Raw genomic sequence first — 15,878 nt, forward strand, 5'->3', positions numbered from 1 at the left:
GTCGGCGGTGGCGGCCGCGCTGGTGGTCGGCTACGTGACGCTGTTCGTGCTGGCGATGGTGCACACCGGTTACGACACCGGGGGGGCGCTGCTGGCCGACCGGGGCCGGTCCACAACGGCGTGCGACGACAGAGGAGTGCACCACATGGCCGTCCGTACCAGGGTCGAGCTCCCGTCGGATGCTCCCGCCACCCGGCGGGTGCACATGGCGGCGTTTCCGGGCCCCGACGAGGCCGACCTCGTCGACGCGCTGCGCCGCGACCCGGCCTGGCTGCCCGACCTCTCGGTGGTCGCCGTCGAGGACGAACTCGTCCTGGCCCACGCCCTGCTGACACGCCTTCAGGTCGGCGACGGCTGGGCCGTCGCGCTCGCCCCGGTCGCCGTCGCCCCCGAGTGGCAGCGCAAGGGCATCGGCGCACAGGTCGTGCGTGCCGCGCTGACCGCCGCCGAGGAGGCCGGCGAGCGCCTGGTCGTCGTCCTCGGCGACCCCGGCTACTACTCCCGCTTCGGATTCATCCCGGCCTCCCGCCACGAGGTCACCGGGCCCTACGACGTCCAGGACGACTGCTTCCTCGTCCTGCCGCTGCCCGGTTACGACGGCTCGCCGCGGGGCCTGTGCCGCTACCCCGCCCCGTTCGACGCCGTCTGATCCACCGCGCCCGCGGGCGGCCGCACCCGGCCGCCGGCCGCCACCGTCTCCCGGCAGCTGAGCACGAAGGCCTCCGCGGCCGCCGTCGGCGGCCGGCCCGCCGGCCAGTAGAGACCGGCCCGGCTCGGCCCGAGCCCCCGCACCGGCCGGAACACCACGTCGGGGCGGCCCGCCAGGGCGCCGAGCGAGGCCGGGGCGAAACCGATGCCCTGCCCGCAGGCCACCGCCGCCAGCCACTCGTCCGGGCTGTGCACCACCGCGCCGACCCGCACCGGCCGTCCGCCGCGGGCGTCCGCGCCGATCCAGTGATCCCGCCAGAAGCCCGCCACCGCCGGCACCGGGACGACGGCCTCGTCCAGCAGGTCCGCCATCGCCAGCTCGCCGCGGTCGGCCAGCCGGTGCCCGGCCGGCAGCACCACCCAGCGCTCGTCCAGGCCGAGCGGCGCACAGCCGTACCGGCCGTCCGCGGTCGCCCCGCCCTCCCCGCCCTCCTCGGGCGGGGCGTGCCACAGCGCCAGGTCGATCTCGCCGGCGTCCAGGGCCGCCCCGGAGTCGAAGCCGTTGAACTGCCGCAGCCGCACCTGCCAGCCGGGCATCCGCCGGGCGAAGGCCTCCACCGTGGCCAGCCCCACCAGGTGGATGGTGCCGCTCTCGAATCCCACCCGGAGCACCGCCGGGCGGCCGGCCGCCGCGCGGGCGGCGGTCAGCGCGTCCGCCCAGCCGGCCAGCAGAGCGGGCACCCGCGCGGCCAGTTCGTGCGCCGCCGGCGTTGGTGCCATTCCGGCGCGCGACCGCTCGAACAGCCGGACCTCCAGCTGCCCCTCCAGCAGCCGGATCCGCTTGGTCAGGGTCGGCTGGGCCACGCCGAGCCGGGACGCCGCGGCGGTGAGCTGTCCCTCGTCGAACACCGCCGCGAACGCCCGCAGCAACCGGGTGTCGATGTCCATGCCCACAGGGTATGGATCACGGAATTGGACCGGGAGGGCGGGGCTGGTGCAGAGTCGGCCGCTCACGGGGGGAGCGGTACCGGCAGTGCAGGGGGCTGCCGGTGCCGTCCGCCGTGCCGCTCCCGGCACGGAGCGGTGATCCGCCGTAGCGTGGGTGCCCACCGCGCGGACGGAGGGCACACCTGTGGGGAAGACCGATCGGCTCGCGAAGAAGCCGTACGAGCGCGAGCTGCTGCGTCTCCAGCACGAGCTGGTCCGCCTGCAGGAATGGGTCCGCAGCGAGGGCGTGCGGCTGGTCGTCGTCTTCGAGGGCCGGGACGCCGCCGGCAAGGGCGGCGCGATCAAGCGCGTCACCGAGTACCTCAATCCGCGCATCGCCAGGATCGCCGCCCTGCCCGCCCCGACCGAGCGCCAGCGGGGCCAGTGGTACTTCCAGCGCTACGTCGAACAGCTGCCGGCCGCCGGCGAGATCGTCCTGTTCGACCGCAGCTGGTACAACCGGGCCGGCGTCGAACACGTCATGGGCTTCTGCACCGAGGAGGAGTACCGGCTCTTCCTGCGCCAGACCCCGCTCTTCGAGCAGATGCTGGTCGAGGCGGGCATCCTGCTGCGCAAGTACTGGTTCTCGGTGAGCGACACCGAGCAGGAGAAGCGGTTCCGGGGCCGCCTCTCGGACCCGATGCGCCGCTGGAAGCTCTCCCCGATGGACATCGAGTCCATCACCCGCTGGGAGGAGTACTCCCGGGCCAAGGACGTGATGTTCGCGCACACCGACATCCCGGAGTCGCCCTGGTACGTGGTGGAGAGCGACGACAAGCGGCGGTCCCGGGTCAACATGATCGCCCACCTGCTCTCCACCGTCCCGTACCTGGCGATCGAGCCGCCCGAGGTGGTGCTGCCGCCGCGCCCGGCCGCCACCGGGTACCGCCGCCCGCCGCGCGACCTGCAGACCTTCGTCCCGGACCACGCGGCGAAGCTGGCGGACTGACCGGGCCGGCTCAGCTCGCCGAGCCGGCCGCCGCACCCGTCGCCAGGTCCGGGCCCCAGCGGTCCAGTGCGGCCTGCAGGTCGAGCGGGCCCGGCCGGGCGTCCGACTCGGCGGCCGGCCAGTCCTCGCGCGGGACCCGCCACATCACCTCGAACTCGTTGCCGTCCGGGTCCTTGGCGTAGAAGGACTTGGACACCAGGTGGTCGGTCGAGCCGACCAGCGCCTTCCGCCCGGCGAGTCTCGCCCCGATCTCCGCCAGCTCGCCGAGCGTGCCGACCTCCCAGGCCAGGTGGTAGAGGCCGACCCGGCCCTGCTCCGGTCCGGGCGCGTCCGCGCCGATCGCGAACAGCCCGAGGTCGTGGTCGTTCAGCGTGTCCGGCGCCGACAGGAACGCCGCCCGGCCGGGGATCAGGTGGCCGACCGAGAACCCGAAGACCTCGGTGTAGAAGGCGACCGAACGGTCGACCTCGCGGATCCACAGCACGGCGTGGTTCAGACGGCGGACGGGCATGGCGCACTCCTTCGGCGACGGGGGGAGCCCCCAGCGTACGCCCTCAGGTTCAAATTCGAACTACCTGGCCGGGCCGTCGGTCCGCTCGCATACCCTTGCGCCCGTGGACGAACCGGACCTCTTCACCGCAGCCGCCGAGGAACGCCAGGCCAAGGAACCCGGCCGGGCCCCGCTCGCCGTACGGATGCGCCCGCGCACCCTCGACGAGGTCGCCGGCCAGCGCCGGCTGCTCAAGGACGGCTCCCCGCTGCGCCGCCTGGTCGCCGGCTCCCGCGGCCCCGCCGCCACCAGCTCGGTCATCCTCTGGGGCCCGCCCGGCACCGGCAAGACCACCCTCGCCCACGTGATCAGCCAGGCCGTCGAGGGCCGCTTCGTCGAACTCTCCGCCATCACCGCCGGCGTCAAGGAGGTCCGCGCGGTCATCGACGGCGCCCGCCGTGCCGTTGGCATGACCGGCCGCGAGACCGTCCTCTTCCTCGACGAGATCCACCGCTTCTCCAAGGCCCAGCAGGACTCCCTGCTGCCCGCCGTCGAGAACCGCTGGGTCACCCTGATCGCCGCCACCACCGAGAACCCCTACTTCTCGGTGATCTCCCCGCTGCTCTCCCGCTCGCTGCTGCTCACCCTGGAAGCGCTCACCGACGACGACGTGCGCACCCTGCTGCGCCGCGCGGTCGCCGACGAACGCGGGCTGCAGGGCGCCGTCGAACTCTCCGCGGAGGCCGAGGACCACCTCGTCCGGCTCGCCGGCGGCGACGCCCGCCGGGCGCTCACCACCCTGGAGGCCGCCGCCGGCGCCGCGCTGGAGCAGGGCGCGGCGGAGATCACCCTGGCCGCCACCGAGACCGCCGTCGACCAGGCCGCCGTCCGCTACGACAAGGACGGCGACCAGCACTACGACGTGGCCAGCGCCCTCATCAAGTCGATCCGCGGCAGCGACGTGGACGCCACCCTGCACTACCTGGCCCGGATGATCGAGGCGGGGGAGGACCCGCGGTTCATCGCCCGGCGGCTGATGATCTCCGCCAGCGAGGACGTCGGCCTGGCCGACCCGACCGCGCTCGCCACCGCCGTCGCCGCGGCCCAGGCGGTCGCCATGATCGGCTTCCCGGAGGCCAGGATCATCCTCGCCGAGGCCGCCATCGCCCTGGCGCTGGCCCCCAAGTCCAACGCCGCCTACCTGGCCATCGACGCCGCCCTCGCCGACGTCCGGCAGGGCCTGGCCGGGCCCGTCCCGCCGCACCTGCGGGACGCCCACTACGGCGGCGCCGGCAAGCTCGGCCACGGCAAGGGCTACCAGTACCCGCACGACCTGCCCGAGGGCATCGCCCCCCAGCAGTACGCGCCGGACGCGGTGCACGGCCGGGAGTACTACCGGCCCACCCGGCACGGCGGCGAGGCCCGCTACGCCGAGACCGTCGAATGGACCAGGTCCCGGCTCAAGGGCGAGTGACCCGGGCGAGCGAACCGGCCCGGGTCGGGCGGTCCGGACGGCGGTCCTGGGTGTGATCGGGGACGCCGACCGGACGGTATACTCGGGCGGAGTGCCATGTCCCGGGCACGGCGGCGGGTGAGAACCGGCCGACCGTCCGCACCAGCGGGGCACCGGCCACGAGGCCCCTCCTCCAGGAGGACCTCCAGGAGCGTCGCGCACCGGTTCCGGTGTCGCGGGCAGCCCACCACCCCCGCGGTCGGTGGGCCACTCGTGTGCAAGCACGCACGTGCCCGGCTCGGAGAGCGGCTGACCACCCCGGTGGTTTTTCTCCGGGTCGCGAGAAGCGGCCTCCGTCAACACCTGGTGAAGCCGTATTCGCACACCGAAAGAGGTATTGGTTCCATGGCGAACCAGAAGCGCCCCAAGGTCAAGATCGCTCGTGCCCTGGGCGTCCCGCTGACCCCGAAGTCCGTCAAGTACTTCGAGGCCCGCCCGTACCCGCCCGGCCAGCACGGCCGCGGCCGCAAGCAGAACTCTGACTACAAGGTCCGTCTGACCGAGAAGCAGCGTCTGCGCGCGCAGTACGACCTGAGCGAGAAGCAGATGGCGCGCGCCTTCGAGTCGGCCAAGAAGGTCGAGGGCAAGACCGGTGAGGCGCTCGTCGCCCTGCTGGAGACCCGCCTCGACGCCCTGGTCCTGCGTTCGGGCATCGCCCGCACCATCTACCAGGCCCGCCAGATGGTCGTGCACGGCCACATCGAGGTCAACGGCAGCAAGGTCAACAAGCCGTCGTTCCAGATGAAGCCGGGCTACGTCGTCACGGTCAAGGACAAGTCCAAGGAGAAGGTCCCCTTCCAGGTGGCTCGCGAGGGCGGCAACGCCGGCGAGGGCCAGACCCCGAAGTACCTCGAGGTCAACCTGAAGGCCCTGGCCTTCCGCCTGGACCGCGCGCCGCAGCGCCGCGAGGTCCCGGTCGTCTGCGACGAGCAGCTGGTCGTCGAGTACTACTCGCGCTGACCCGCGAGCGGTACCACTGCAGCACCGAGCCCCCGCAGCCGCACGGCTGCGGGGGCTCACCCCTGTCCGGACCACGGGCACTGCGAAGAAGGGGCCCCGCGCCCCTGACCCGCCCCGGGACTAGTGGGCCGGCACGGGGGAGGGTTCGGCCGGGCGCGGGTCCGGGGGGCGGCCGTCCGTGTCGAACGGCGGCTCCGGCAGCCCGCCGTTGCCCAGCGCCCGCCGCACCGCCGCATCCAGGTCCAGCGCCGCACCCCGCGCGAACGCCTCCTCGAACTCCTCCCCGGTCAGCCCCGACCTGGCCCGCTCCTCGCCCTCCCGGTGCGGTCCGTTGAAGCTCCGGGACCCGAAGAACGGCGTCCCCACGCCCTGCCACATCCGGTGCGCCGCGCCCTGCAGCACCCGAGCCTCGACCAGGTCCGCCTCCGGCCCCTCGGTCTCCAGCACCGCCAGCAGCTCGACCCCCAGCACGATCCCCAGCAGGTCCCGGAACCGGTGGTTGAGCCGCACGCACTCGCGCGCGTACGCCCGGGCCCGCCGCAGCTCGCCGGTCGTCCAGCTGGCGTGCGCGTAGGCGTACAGCCCGTAGGCGTAGGCCCACTGCTCGCCGTGCTCCTCGCAGATCTCCCGGACCCGCTCGATCCACGCCGTGCCCGTCTCGGCGTCGCCCTGGAACAGCCGCGCCAGCCCCAGCTCGAACATCGCCATCAGGACGTTGCTGTTCAGCTCGCCCAGCGCGTTGTAGTGCCAGAGGGCCTCCTCGAACAGCTCGGCCGCCCGCACCGGGTCGTCCCCGATCAGCGCCGCGCAGCCCTGCCGGTGCACCGCGTACGCCAGCGCCCGGTCGTCCCCGGTCTCCAGCGCCTGCCGCCGGCACTCCTCCAGCGCCGGCGCGGCCCGCACCAGGTCGCCCTGCAGCGTCGCCATGTACCCCGTCACCCAGAGCGCCTTCGCCCGTGCCCCGGTCGGCTCCGGTGCCAGCGCCAGCGCCCGGTCCAGCCAGTGCCGGCCCTCGCCCAGGTGGCCCGAGCCGACCCAGTAGAACCAGAGCGTCCCGGCCAGCACCAGCGCCTGCTGCTCCTCGCCCGGTTCGGCCAGGCAGAACTCCAGCGCGGCCCGCAGGTTGGGGTGCGCCAGCCGGGTCCGCTCGGCCGTCTCGGCCTGCCGCGGACCGAACCACTCCACCTCGCCCCAGGTCGCGACCCCCAGGTACCAGTCCCGGTGCCGGCGCAGCAGCCGCTGCTCCTCGCCGGTCGCGGCCAGCCACTGCGCGCCGTACTCGCGCAGCGTGTCGAGCATCCGGAAGCGCACCGCGTCGCCGCCGTCCAGCCGCAGCAGGACGGACTTGTCCACCAGGTCGCCGAGCAGGTCCGGCATGGCGTCCGGGTCGATGCCGTCGCCCGCGCAGACGTACTCGGCCGCCTCCAGGTCGAAGCCGCCGGCGAACACCGAGAGCCGTGCCCAGAGCAAACGTTCCTGCGCGGTGCACAGTTCGTGGCTCCAGCCGATCGTGGTGCGCAGCGTCTGGTGCCGCGGCGGAGCGGTGCGGGCGCCGCCGGTCAGCAGCCGGAACCGGTCGTCCAGCCGGATCGCGATCTGCTCCACGGAGAGCGAGCGCAGCCGGCCCGCCGCCAGCTCCACGGCCAGCGGGATGCCGTCCAGCCGGCGGCAGAGCAGCGCCACCTCGTCGGCGTTCTCCGCGGTCAGCGCGAACCCGGGCACCACCGCCGCCGCCCGTTCCGCGAACAGCCGCACCGCGTCCGGCCGCCGGCCGTCCCGCGCCTCCACCGGCAGCGGCGCCAGCGGCAGCAGGTGCTCGCCGTCCACCCGCAGCGACTGCCGGCTGGTGGCCAGCACCCGCAGGCCGGGCGCGCCGCGCAGCAGCACGGCCGCCAGCTCGGCGCAGGCCTCGACCAGGTGCTCGCAGCCGTCCAGCACCAGCAGCATCCGGCGGTCGGCGAGCTGCTCCACCAGCACGTCGAGCGGCGGGCGCGCGGTGGAGTCGGTGAGCTCCAGCGCCTCCATCACCGCGTGGCCGAGCAGCAGCGGGTCCTGCACCGGCCCGATCTCGGCGAGCCGGACCCCGTCCCGCAGGTCCTGACCGGCCGGGGCCGCCGCCCGCAGGGCCAGCCGGGTCTTGCCGACCCCGCCCGGGCCGGTCACCGTGACCAGCCGTGACGTGTCCAGCAGGCGTGCCAGGGCCGCGAGTTCGGAACGGCGGCCGACGAAGCCGGTGAGGTCGGCGGGCAGTCGGCCGCGTGCCGTCCGCCGCCGCCCGTCCGCCGCGGGTTCGCTCGACACCGGATCCCCCATGTCGTCGGTGGGATGGATGCAAGGGGCGGCCGGCCGGACGCCCGTTCCGATCAACGAGGTGACCGCCGGGTGGGTCACGCCCGCCACCGCGGTCGCCGCCGTGCCCGCGACGCGGCCCCGCCGCCCTTATCCGGTCGGGAAACCGCCCGTGGTCACGATAGGGTTCCCTTCGGAGGAAGCTGCAAGGCGAGGGAGCGCACAAGGTGTCCGTGGGAGAACTGGCCGGCCTGTTGGTGGCCGTGTTCTGGGCGGTCCTCGTGACGTTGCTCGCCGTGGTCCTCGTCCGGCTCTCCAAGGTGCTCAAGGAGGCCACGGTGCTGGTCTCCGCCGTCACCGAGCAGGCCGTGCCGCTGCTGGTCGACGCGGGCACCGCCGTCCGCAGCGCCAACGAGCAGCTGGAGCGGGTCGACGAGATCACCGCCAACGTGCAGGACGCCGCCGCCAACGCCAACGCCCTCTCCTCCACCGTCGCCGCCACCATCGGCGGCCCGCTGGTCAAGGTCGCCGCCTTCAGCTACGGCGTCCGCAAGGCCGTCGCCCGCCAGCAGGGCGCGGCGGCCCTCCCCGAGCAGGCCGCCGACCGCGACGCGCTCGCCCGGCTGGTCCGGGCCGAGGTCCGCGCGGCCACCGCGCCGCGCAGCGGCGGGCTGATCGCCCGCGTCCGGCGAGCGGTGAGGGGCTGACACGGTGGTTCGACGCATCTTCTGGATGGCGGTCGGCGCCGGCGCCGCCGTCTGGGCCATGGGCAAGGCCAACGAGGCCGTGCACCGGCTCACCCCGGACAGCATCTCCGGCACCGCCGCCCGCGGCGCCCTCCGCCTCGGCGACGCCGCCAAGCGCTTCGCCCAGGACGTCCAGGCCGGGATGGCCGAGCGCGAGCTGGAGCTCCGCGCCGACCTCGGCCTCGACGGCACCGCCGTGGTCGAGCCGCCGCGCCGCCGTGCCCTGCGCCCCGAGCCCGGGCACCGAGCTATCTCGGCGGCCCCGGGCTCCCCGGCGGCCGCCCTTCCCCCGAAGCGCAGCACCACCCCCCGCAGCATTGCCGAACCCCGCCAGCGCCGAGCGCTGCCGGGCAGCAACCCAACCGGAAGGACCACTGATGGAGTCGGCTGAGATCCGCCGCCGCTGGCTGCGCTTCTTCGAGGAGCGCGGCCACACCGTCGTACCGTCGGCGTCGCTCGTCGCCGACGACCCCACCCTGCTGCTGGTCAACGCCGGCATGGTGCCCTTCAAGCCGTACTTCCTCGGCGAGGTCAAGCCGCAGTTCTCCCGCGCCACCTCCGTCCAGAAGTGCGTGCGCACGCTGGACATCGAGGAGGTCGGCAAGACCACCCGGCACGGCTCGTTCTTCCAGATGTGCGGCAACTTCTCCTTCGGCGACTACTTCAAGGAAGGGGCCATCAAGTTCGCGTGGGAGCTGCTCACCACTCCCGTCGCGGACGGCGGCTACGGCCTGGAGAAGGAGAAGCTCTGGATCACCGTCTACAAGGACGACGACGAGGCCGAGCAGATCTGGCGGGACGTCATCGGCGTTCCGGCCGAGCGCATCCAGCGCCTCGGCATGAAGGACAACTTCTGGTCGATGGGCGTCCCCGGCCCGTGCGGCCCGTGCTCGGAGATCAACTACGACCGCGGCCCCGCGTACGGCGAGGAGGGCGGCCCGGCCGTCAACGGCGAGCGCTACCTGGAGATCTGGAACCTGGTCTTCATGCAGTACGAGCGCGGCCACGGCGACGGCAAGGACGGCTTCGAGATCCTCGGCGACCTGCCGAGCAAGAACATCGACACCGGCCTCGGCCTGGAGCGCCTCGCCGCCATCCTGCAGGACGTCGACAACCTCTTCGAGATCGACACCAGCCGGATGATCCTCGACCGCGCCGCCGAGCTCACCGGCCACGCCTACGGCCGCGACCACAAGTCGGACGTCTCGCTGCGCGTGGTCACCGACCACTTCCGCACCGCCATCATGCTGATCGGCGACGGCGTCACCCCCGGCAACGAGGGCCGCGGCTACGTGCTGCGCCGCATCCTGCGCCGTGCGATCCGCAACATGCGCCTGCTGGGCGCCACCGAGCCGGTGGCCAAGGAGCTCACGGACATCACCATCAAGGCGATGGCCCCGCAGTACCCGGAGCTGGAGGCCGACCGCAAGCGCATCGAGACGGTCGCGACCGCCGAGGAGGCCTCGTTCCTCCAGACCCTGCGCACCGGCACCAACCTGCTGGACGCCGCGGTCACCGAGACCAAGCAGTCCGGCGGCGCGGTGCTCTCCGGCGAGCAGGCGTTCAAGCTGCACGACACCTACGGCTTCCCGATCGACCTCACCCTGGAGATGGCCGAGGAGCAGGGCCTCCAGGTGGACGAGGCCGGCTTCCGCCGCCTGATGCAGGCGCAGAAGGACGCGGCCAAGGCCGACGCCAAGGCCAAGAAGATGGGCCACGCCGACGTCGCCGCGTACCGTGAGGTCGCCGACAAGTCCGGCGCCTCCGTCTTCACCGGCTACACCGCCACCGAGGGCGAGGCCACCGTGGTCGGCCTGCTGGTGAACGGCGTTCCGGCGCCGGCCGCCACCGAGGGCGACGAGGTCGAGATCATCCTCGACCGCACCCCGTTCTACGCCGAGGGCGGCGGCCAGCTCGCCGACCACGGCCGGATCCGCCTGGACTCCGGTGCGGTCGTCGAGATCCGCGACGTCCAGCAGCCGGTGCCCGGCGTGACGGTGCACTCCGGCGGCGTGCTGTTCGGCGAGGTCGTGCTCGGCGCCTCCGCGTACGCCACGATCGACGTGGACCGCCGCCGCGCGGTCTCCCGCGCCCACTCGGCCACCCACCTCACCCACCAGGCGCTGCGCGACGCGCTCGGCCCGACGGCCGCCCAGGCCGGCTCCGAGAACGCGCCGGGCCGCTTCCGCTTCGACTTCGGTTCGCCGGCGGCCGTCCCCGGCTCGGTGCTGACCGACGTCGAGCAGAAGATCAACGAGGTGCTCGTCCGCGAACTCGACGTCACCGCCGAGGTCATGACGATGGACGAGGCCCGCAAGGCCGGCGCCATCGCGATGTTCGGCGAGAAGTACGGCGACTCGGTGCGCGTGGTGACCATCGGTGACTTCTCCAAGGAGCTGTGCGGTGGCACGCACGTCGGCAACACCGCCCAGCTGGGTCTGGTGAAGCTGCTCGGCGAGTCCTCGATCGGCTCCGGCGTGCGCCGGGTCGAGGCGCTGGTCGGCGTCGACGCGTACAAGTTCCTGGCGCGTGAGCACACCGTGGTCTCGCAGCTCACCGAGCTGGTCAAGGGCCGCCCGGAGGAGCTGCCGGAGAAGATCTCGGGCATGCTCGCCAAGCTGAAGGACGCCGAGAAGGAGATCGAGCGCTTCCGTGCGGAGAAGGTCCTCGCGGCCGCCGCCGGTCTCGCCGACTCCGCCGAGGACGTCCGCGGCGTGGCCCTGGTCTCCGCCCGGGTCGCCGACGGCGTGGGCGCGGACGAGCTGCGCAAGCTGGTGCTGGACGTCCGGGCACGCCTGGGCTCGCGTCCGGCCGTGGTCGCCGCGTTCACGGTGGCGAACGACCGCCCGCTGACCGTGATCGCCACCAACGAGGACGCCCGCGCCCGCGGTGTGAAGGCCGGCGAGCTGGTCCGCACCGCGGCCAAGACGCTCGGCGGCGGCGGTGGCGGCAAGGACGACGTCGCCCAGGGCGGCGGCTCCAACCCGGCCGCGGTGGACGAGGCGATCGCCGCCGTCCGCACCCTGGTCGCGGAGCGCGCCTCCTGATGACCGAGGAGCAGCCCGAGAAGGTCTTCCGGCGGGGCCGGCGGATCGCCGTCGACGTGGGTGACGCCCGGATCGGGGTCGCGTCCTGCGACCCCGACGGGCTGATCGCCACGCCGGTGGAGACCGTGCCCGCCGGGGGCCGCTCCCAGGCGCGGCTCAAGGAGATCGTCGAGGAGTACGACGCGATCGAGGTCGTGGTCGGCCTGCCCCGCTCGCTGAGCGGCAAGGAGGGGCCGGCCGCGGCCAAGGTCCGGGCGTACGCCGGGCGGCTGGCGGCGCTGCTGGCGCCGGTCGGTGTCCGGCTGGTGGACGAGCGGATGACCACCGTCACCGCCGCCCAGGGCCTGCGGGCCTCCGGCCGGTCCTCGAAGAAGGGCCGCTCGGTGATCGACCAGGCGGCGGCCGTGGTGATCCTGCAAGCGGCGCTGGAGGCCGAACGGGTGAGCGGCCGGGCGCCGGGCGAGAGCGTCGAGCCGACCGGCTGAGCAGTTCGTACTAACGTCCCACAAGGGGTCCGTGCGGAGGTGTCCGCACGGGCCCCTTCGTCGTTGTCGCCGTTGTTGGAGCAGCCCGGTACCGCCGGCTGCCGACGGAGGGGCCGTCGTGACCGACCCGTTCACCGCACCCGGTCTGGGACCGGGCGTCACCCCCGGGCACCTGGGCGCCCCCGCCGAGGAGCCCGACGGGCGCCCGCCCGGGCAGCCGTACGCGGTCGAGCCGCCGGACCCGCGGAAGGTGCGCTCGGGGGCGGCCTGCTGTCTGAGCGTGCTGGCGCTGTTCGGGGTGGCCTGCGTGCTCGCGGTCGCGGTCTACCTGGTGTGGCCGCAGGCCGAGCCGCCGGCCGCGGACTTCGCGGGCGGCGGCAGCGGGACGGTGGAGGTCTCCGTGGCGCAGGGCGCCAGCCTCACCACGATCGGCCGGTCCCTGGTGAAGAGCGGGGTGGTGGCCAGCACCAAGGCGTTCACCGACGCGGCCGCCCGGCACCCGGCCGGCAACACGATCCAGCCCGGCACCTACACCCTGAAGCTGAAGATGTCGGTCGCCTCGGCGCTCGGCGTGCTGCTCGACCCGGCGAACGCCAACGCCCTCACCATCCCTGAGGGGCGCCGCGCCGAGCAGGTGTACTCCGCGATCGACGAGCGGCTGCACCTCGCCCCCGGCACCACCAAGGGCATCGCCCAGCAGCACGCGGGCGAACTCGGCCTGCCGGAGGCGGCCAAGGACAACCCCGAGGGCTACCTCTTCCCGTCGACGTACGCCGTGACCGGTGACACCACCGCGCTCGGACTGCTGCAGCAGATGGTCTCGGAGAACGGCAAGGCGCTGGAGTCCGGCGGTGTGGAGGACGCCGCCTCCGCATTCGCACAGACCCCGTACGGGATCCTCACCGTGGCCAGCCTGGTCGAGGGCGAGGCCGACAACGCCGAGGACATGGCCAAGGTCGCCCGGGTGATCTACAACCGGCTGGCCAAGAACATGCCGCTGCAACTGGACTCGTCGATCAACTACGCCCTCGGCCGATCCACCCTGACCACCACGGACACCGACACCAAGCTGGACTCCCCCTTCAACACCTACCTGCACACGGGCCTGCCGCCGACCCCGATCTCCAACCCCGGCCGGGAGGCCCTGCGTGCCGCGGCGGACCCGGCCGAGGGCGACTGGCTGTACTTCGTCACCGTGCGTCCCGGCGACACCAGGTTCACCGACAGTTTCGAACAGCAGCAGAAGAACGTCGCCGAGTTCAACGCATATCAGGCGCAACGGAGTTCCCCACCCCCGGACGACGGTCACTGACGGTGCGCGTGCGGCGAATCGCCAATGCTGCGGTACGGTAACGTCTCCCTCCGGATGATGCCGTAGCACGCCGGTTCGACTCGGCGGTACGCATAAGGGGTTCGATGACTGACCTGGGCGGGGGCTACCGCCCCCAGGGAGAGCAGCCGTGGCACCCGGGCGATCCCGGCTACGGCATCCCGCAGCAGCCGCAGTCCGCCGACCAGACCGGCTCGTGGCAGGTGCAACCCGACGCGTTCGGGCAGCAGTACGGGCAGCAGGGCTACCCGCAGCAGCAACAGCAGGGCTGGCAGCAGCAGCCCTCGTACGGGCAGCAGGGCTACCCGCAGCAGTCGCCGCAGCAGGGCCAGATGCCGCAGCAGCAGTACCAGCAGCAGGTCCCGCAGCAGCAGGGCGGCTACGGACAGCAGCAGTACCAGCAGCAGGCCGCCCAGCAGACCGGCTCCTGGCAGATCCCGCCGGGGCTCCAGCAGCAGGGGCAGGTGCCGCAGCAGCAGGGCTACCCTCAGCAGGGCCCCCCGCAGCAGCAGATGCGCGGCGGGATGCAGCAGGGTCAGATGCCGCCCGGCCGGATGCAGCCCGGCCAGGGGCAGGGCCAGATGCCGCCGCAGGCGCGGGGCCCGCAGGGCTTCCCGCAGCAGGCCGGCCAGCAGCCGGGCCGCCCGCCGCAGCAGGGCTCGCCGGTGCCGCCGCCGCGCGGGGGCGGGGGGCGTCCGGCCGGTCCCGGTCCGGACGGCATCGACTGGGAGGCCGAGGCCGCGGCGCTCGACGGCCCCGCCGAGGCCGAGCCCGAGGAGTGGGAGGATGACCTCGACGAGTACGCCGAGGAGGACGACGCCGAGGGCGGCTCGTTCTTCGGCGCCGACGAGGACACCTCCCGCGACGCCGAGCGCAAGCGCAAGGAGAAGGGCAAGAAGGCCGGCCGCCGCAACCGCGGCGCCTGCCTGGTGGTGGCGCTGGTGCTGCTCGGCGGCATGGGCGGCGCCGGCTGGTGGGGCTACGGCTTCTACCAGGAGCACTTCGGTCCGCCGCCGGACTACGCGGGCGCGGGCGCCGGTTCGGTGAACATCGAGATCCCGTCGGGTTCCAGCGGCACCGCCATCGGCTCGCTGCTCTTCAAGTCCGGCGTGGTGAAGAGCGTCGACGCCTTCGTCGCGGCCTTCAACAAGGACCCGAAGTCCGGCAGCATCCAGCCCGGCTTCTACACGATGGCCCACCAGATGTCCGGTGCTGCGGCGGTCAAGCTGCTGGTGGATTCCGCCGGCGGCAACGCGCTGATCCTCCCGGAGGGCCTGAAGGCCGTCGACGTCTACCCGAGGATCGACGACAAGCTGCAGCTGCCCAAGGGCACCACGGCGAACGTGGCGAAGGAGCAGCTGAACAACCTCGGTCTGCCGGACTACGCGAAGGGCAACATCGAGGGCTTCCTCTTCCCGGACAAGTACCCGATCGCCAAGGGCATGAAGCCCCAGGATCTGCTCAAGCAGATGGTCGGCAACGCGGTGAAGCGCTACCAGGAGCTCAACCTCGACCAGTCGGCCCAGAAGCTCGGTTTCAAGAGCGGCTACGAGCTCCTCGTGGACGCGAGCATCCTGCAGGTCGAGGGCAACAAGAGCGAGGACTTCGGCAAGATGGCGCGGGCGATCAGCAACCGCCTGACCACCAACGTCACCCAGCACAGGCTCGGCCTGGACACCACGCTGCAGTACCAGCTCGGCCGCAAGGAGCTGACCAACAAGGAGATCCACGACGGTTCGCTGAAGTACAACACCTACGTGAACCCGGGCCTGCCGCCGACGCCGATCTCCAACCCCGGCATGGATGCCATCCGGGCCGTGCTCGACCCGACACCGGGCGACTGGGTCTTCTGGCTCGCGATCTCCCCGCAGGAGACCAAGTTCGCCGCCACCGGCGCGGAGCACGCGAAGAACACCGAGGACTGGTGCATCTCCCGGGGCAAGACGTTCAACAAGGCGACGGTCACCTGCAACTGAGCCGTGGGCGCGGCCGGTCGGTGCGACCGGCCGCGCCGCCGTGTCAGTACTGCCGGCAGCCGCCGCCGGAGTGCCCGAGGAAGAGCATCGCGTTGCGGGTCTGCGGGCCGTAGACGCCGTCCGGGTAGACGCCCGCGGTGCTCTGCACCCGGCGCAGCGCGGCCTTGGTGGCCGGGCCGAAGACGCCGTCGGCGGCGAGGTCCTCGCCGTAGCAGTAGTGCATGGCGCTCTGCAGCACGTCGACGGCCTCGCCCTGGTTGCCCACCCCCAGGACGCAGTCCACCGAGCCGCCGGCGGTGCCGGGGACGAAGACCCCCATGTCGGCCACGGCGCGGGTGCAGGACGGCAGCGAGGCGGCGCCGGCCGGGGCGGTGCCCAGCCAGAGTCCGGACAGGGCCAGCGCGGCGGCGGCGGCGGTGCGTACGATGCGGGACATCCGGTGCTCCTACGGTGGGTCG

General features: G+C 73.2%; 14 protein-coding genes. 10 read left to right on the forward strand and 4 right to left on the reverse strand.

Going from position 1 to position 15,878, the window contains the following annotated elements; genetic code table 11:
- A partial coding sequence (locus tag AB0442_RS35350) for an N-acetyltransferase (protein ID WP_366167659.1) occupies window positions 1-649 on the forward strand: 649 nt, incomplete at its 5' end.
- Here the strand turns inward: AB0442_RS35350 and AB0442_RS35355 are convergent.
- On the reverse strand, window positions 622-1,596 hold the full coding sequence (locus tag AB0442_RS35355; protein ID WP_366167660.1) for a LysR family transcriptional regulator: 975 nt from the start codon (window positions 1,594-1,596) through the stop codon (window positions 622-624). The two genes, AB0442_RS35350 and AB0442_RS35355, sit on opposite strands and share 28 nt — an antisense overlap.
- A gap of 184 nt (window positions 1,597-1,780) precedes the next feature.
- Between AB0442_RS35355 and ppk2 the strand changes: the two genes are divergently transcribed.
- Window positions 1,781-2,584 (forward strand): polyphosphate kinase 2, encoded by an 804-nt coding sequence (ppk2, locus tag AB0442_RS35360; protein WP_366167661.1) that lies wholly within the window; start codon window positions 1,781-1,783, stop codon window positions 2,582-2,584.
- A gap of 10 nt (window positions 2,585-2,594) precedes the next feature.
- On the opposite strand, the gene AB0442_RS35365 is transcribed toward ppk2, so the two are convergent.
- Window positions 2,595-3,095, reverse strand: coding sequence for a VOC family protein (locus AB0442_RS35365; protein ID WP_366167662.1), 501 nt, complete (start codon window positions 3,093-3,095; stop codon window positions 2,595-2,597).
- Window positions 3,096-3,198: 103 nt separating this feature from the next.
- Between AB0442_RS35365 and AB0442_RS35370 the strand changes: the two genes are divergently transcribed.
- On the forward strand, window positions 3,199-4,548 hold the full coding sequence (locus AB0442_RS35370) for a replication-associated recombination protein A (RefSeq protein ID WP_366167663.1): 1,350 nt from the start codon (window positions 3,199-3,201) through the stop codon (window positions 4,546-4,548).
- Window positions 4,549-4,932: 384 nt separating this feature from the next.
- A complete protein-coding gene (gene rpsD, locus AB0442_RS35375) occupies window positions 4,933-5,547 on the forward strand; it encodes a 30S ribosomal protein S4 (protein WP_263102434.1) in 615 nt (204 codons plus the stop codon).
- 120 nt (window positions 5,548-5,667) lie between these two features.
- Here the strand turns inward: rpsD and AB0442_RS35380 are convergent, their stop codons facing one another.
- Window positions 5,668-7,848: a regulator gene (locus tag AB0442_RS35380; RefSeq protein ID WP_366167664.1), complete on the reverse strand. Its 2,181-nt coding sequence runs from the start codon at window positions 7,846-7,848 to the stop codon at window positions 5,668-5,670.
- Between the two features lie 215 nt (window positions 7,849-8,063).
- Here AB0442_RS35380 and AB0442_RS35385 point away from each other — a divergent pair, with 215 nt between their 5' ends.
- The 6 genes from AB0442_RS35385 (at window position 8,064) to mltG (AB0442_RS35410) (ending at window position 15,420) form a co-directional block, all read left to right on the forward strand.
- On the forward strand, window positions 8,064-8,543 hold the full coding sequence (locus tag AB0442_RS35385) for a DUF948 domain-containing protein (RefSeq protein ID WP_366167665.1): 480 nt from the start codon (window positions 8,064-8,066) through the stop codon (window positions 8,541-8,543).
- A gap of 4 nt (window positions 8,544-8,547) precedes the next feature.
- Window positions 8,548-8,973 carry a DUF6167 family protein gene (locus AB0442_RS35390; protein ID WP_363541751.1) on the forward strand — a complete coding sequence of 142 codons (426 nt, stop codon included), beginning with the start codon at window positions 8,548-8,550 and terminating at the stop codon, window positions 8,971-8,973.
- The gene (gene alaS, locus AB0442_RS35395; RefSeq protein WP_366167666.1) at window positions 8,960-11,629 is read left to right on the forward strand and encodes an alanine--tRNA ligase; all 2,670 of its coding nucleotides are present in this window, start codon (window positions 8,960-8,962) and stop codon (window positions 11,627-11,629) included. The genes AB0442_RS35390 and alaS overlap by 14 nt, the downstream gene beginning before the upstream one ends.
- Window positions 11,629-12,114 (forward strand): Holliday junction resolvase RuvX, encoded by a 486-nt coding sequence (gene ruvX, locus AB0442_RS35400; RefSeq protein ID WP_263102429.1) that lies wholly within the window; start codon window positions 11,629-11,631, stop codon window positions 12,112-12,114. Before alaS ends, ruvX begins: the two co-directional genes overlap by 1 nt.
- Before the next feature lie 118 nt (window positions 12,115-12,232).
- Window positions 12,233-13,426: an endolytic transglycosylase MltG gene (gene mltG, locus AB0442_RS35405; protein WP_366167667.1), complete on the forward strand. Its 1,194-nt coding sequence runs from the start codon at window positions 12,233-12,235 to the stop codon at window positions 13,424-13,426.
- 104 nt (window positions 13,427-13,530) lie between these two features.
- Window positions 13,531-15,420 (forward strand): endolytic transglycosylase MltG, encoded by a 1,890-nt coding sequence (mltG, locus tag AB0442_RS35410; protein ID WP_366167668.1) that lies wholly within the window; start codon window positions 13,531-13,533, stop codon window positions 15,418-15,420.
- A gap of 43 nt (window positions 15,421-15,463) precedes the next feature.
- Here mltG (AB0442_RS35410) and AB0442_RS35415 read toward each other — a convergent pair whose 3' ends face one another.
- Entirely contained in the window at window positions 15,464-15,856 is a 393-nt protein-coding gene (locus AB0442_RS35415) for a peptidoglycan-binding domain-containing protein (RefSeq protein ID WP_366167669.1), read from the reverse strand.
- Window positions 15,857-15,878: the final 22 nt, after the last annotated feature.

Origin of the sequence: Kitasatospora sp. NPDC085895 (genome assembly GCF_040702125.1) — a bacterium.
In the GTDB taxonomy this organism is placed as follows: Bacteria; Actinomycetota; Actinomycetes; order Streptomycetales; family Streptomycetaceae; genus Kitasatospora; species Kitasatospora arboriphila.

Bases quoted from the DNA above. Each gene is read 5' to 3' on its own strand.
- alaS (WP_366167666.1), top strand. From the start codon at position 8,960: ATGGAGTCGGCTGAGATCCGCCGCCGCTGGCTGCGCTTCTTCGAGGAG.
- AB0442_RS35415 (WP_366167669.1), bottom strand. From the start codon at position 15,856: ATGTCCCGCATCGTACGCACCGCCGCCGCCGCCGCGCTGGCCCTGTCC.
- rpsD (WP_263102434.1), top strand. From the start codon at position 4,933: ATGGCGAACCAGAAGCGCCCCAAGGTCAAGATCGCTCGTGCCCTGGGC.
- AB0442_RS35355 (WP_366167660.1), bottom strand. From the start codon at position 1,596: ATGGACATCGACACCCGGTTGCTGCGGGCGTTCGCGGCGGTGTTCGAC.
- ruvX (WP_263102429.1), top strand. From the start codon at position 11,629: ATGACCGAGGAGCAGCCCGAGAAGGTCTTCCGGCGGGGCCGGCGGATC.
- AB0442_RS35365 (WP_366167662.1), bottom strand. From the start codon at position 3,095: ATGCCCGTCCGCCGTCTGAACCACGCCGTGCTGTGGATCCGCGAGGTC.
- mltG (WP_366167668.1), top strand. From the start codon at position 13,531: ATGACTGACCTGGGCGGGGGCTACCGCCCCCAGGGAGAGCAGCCGTGG.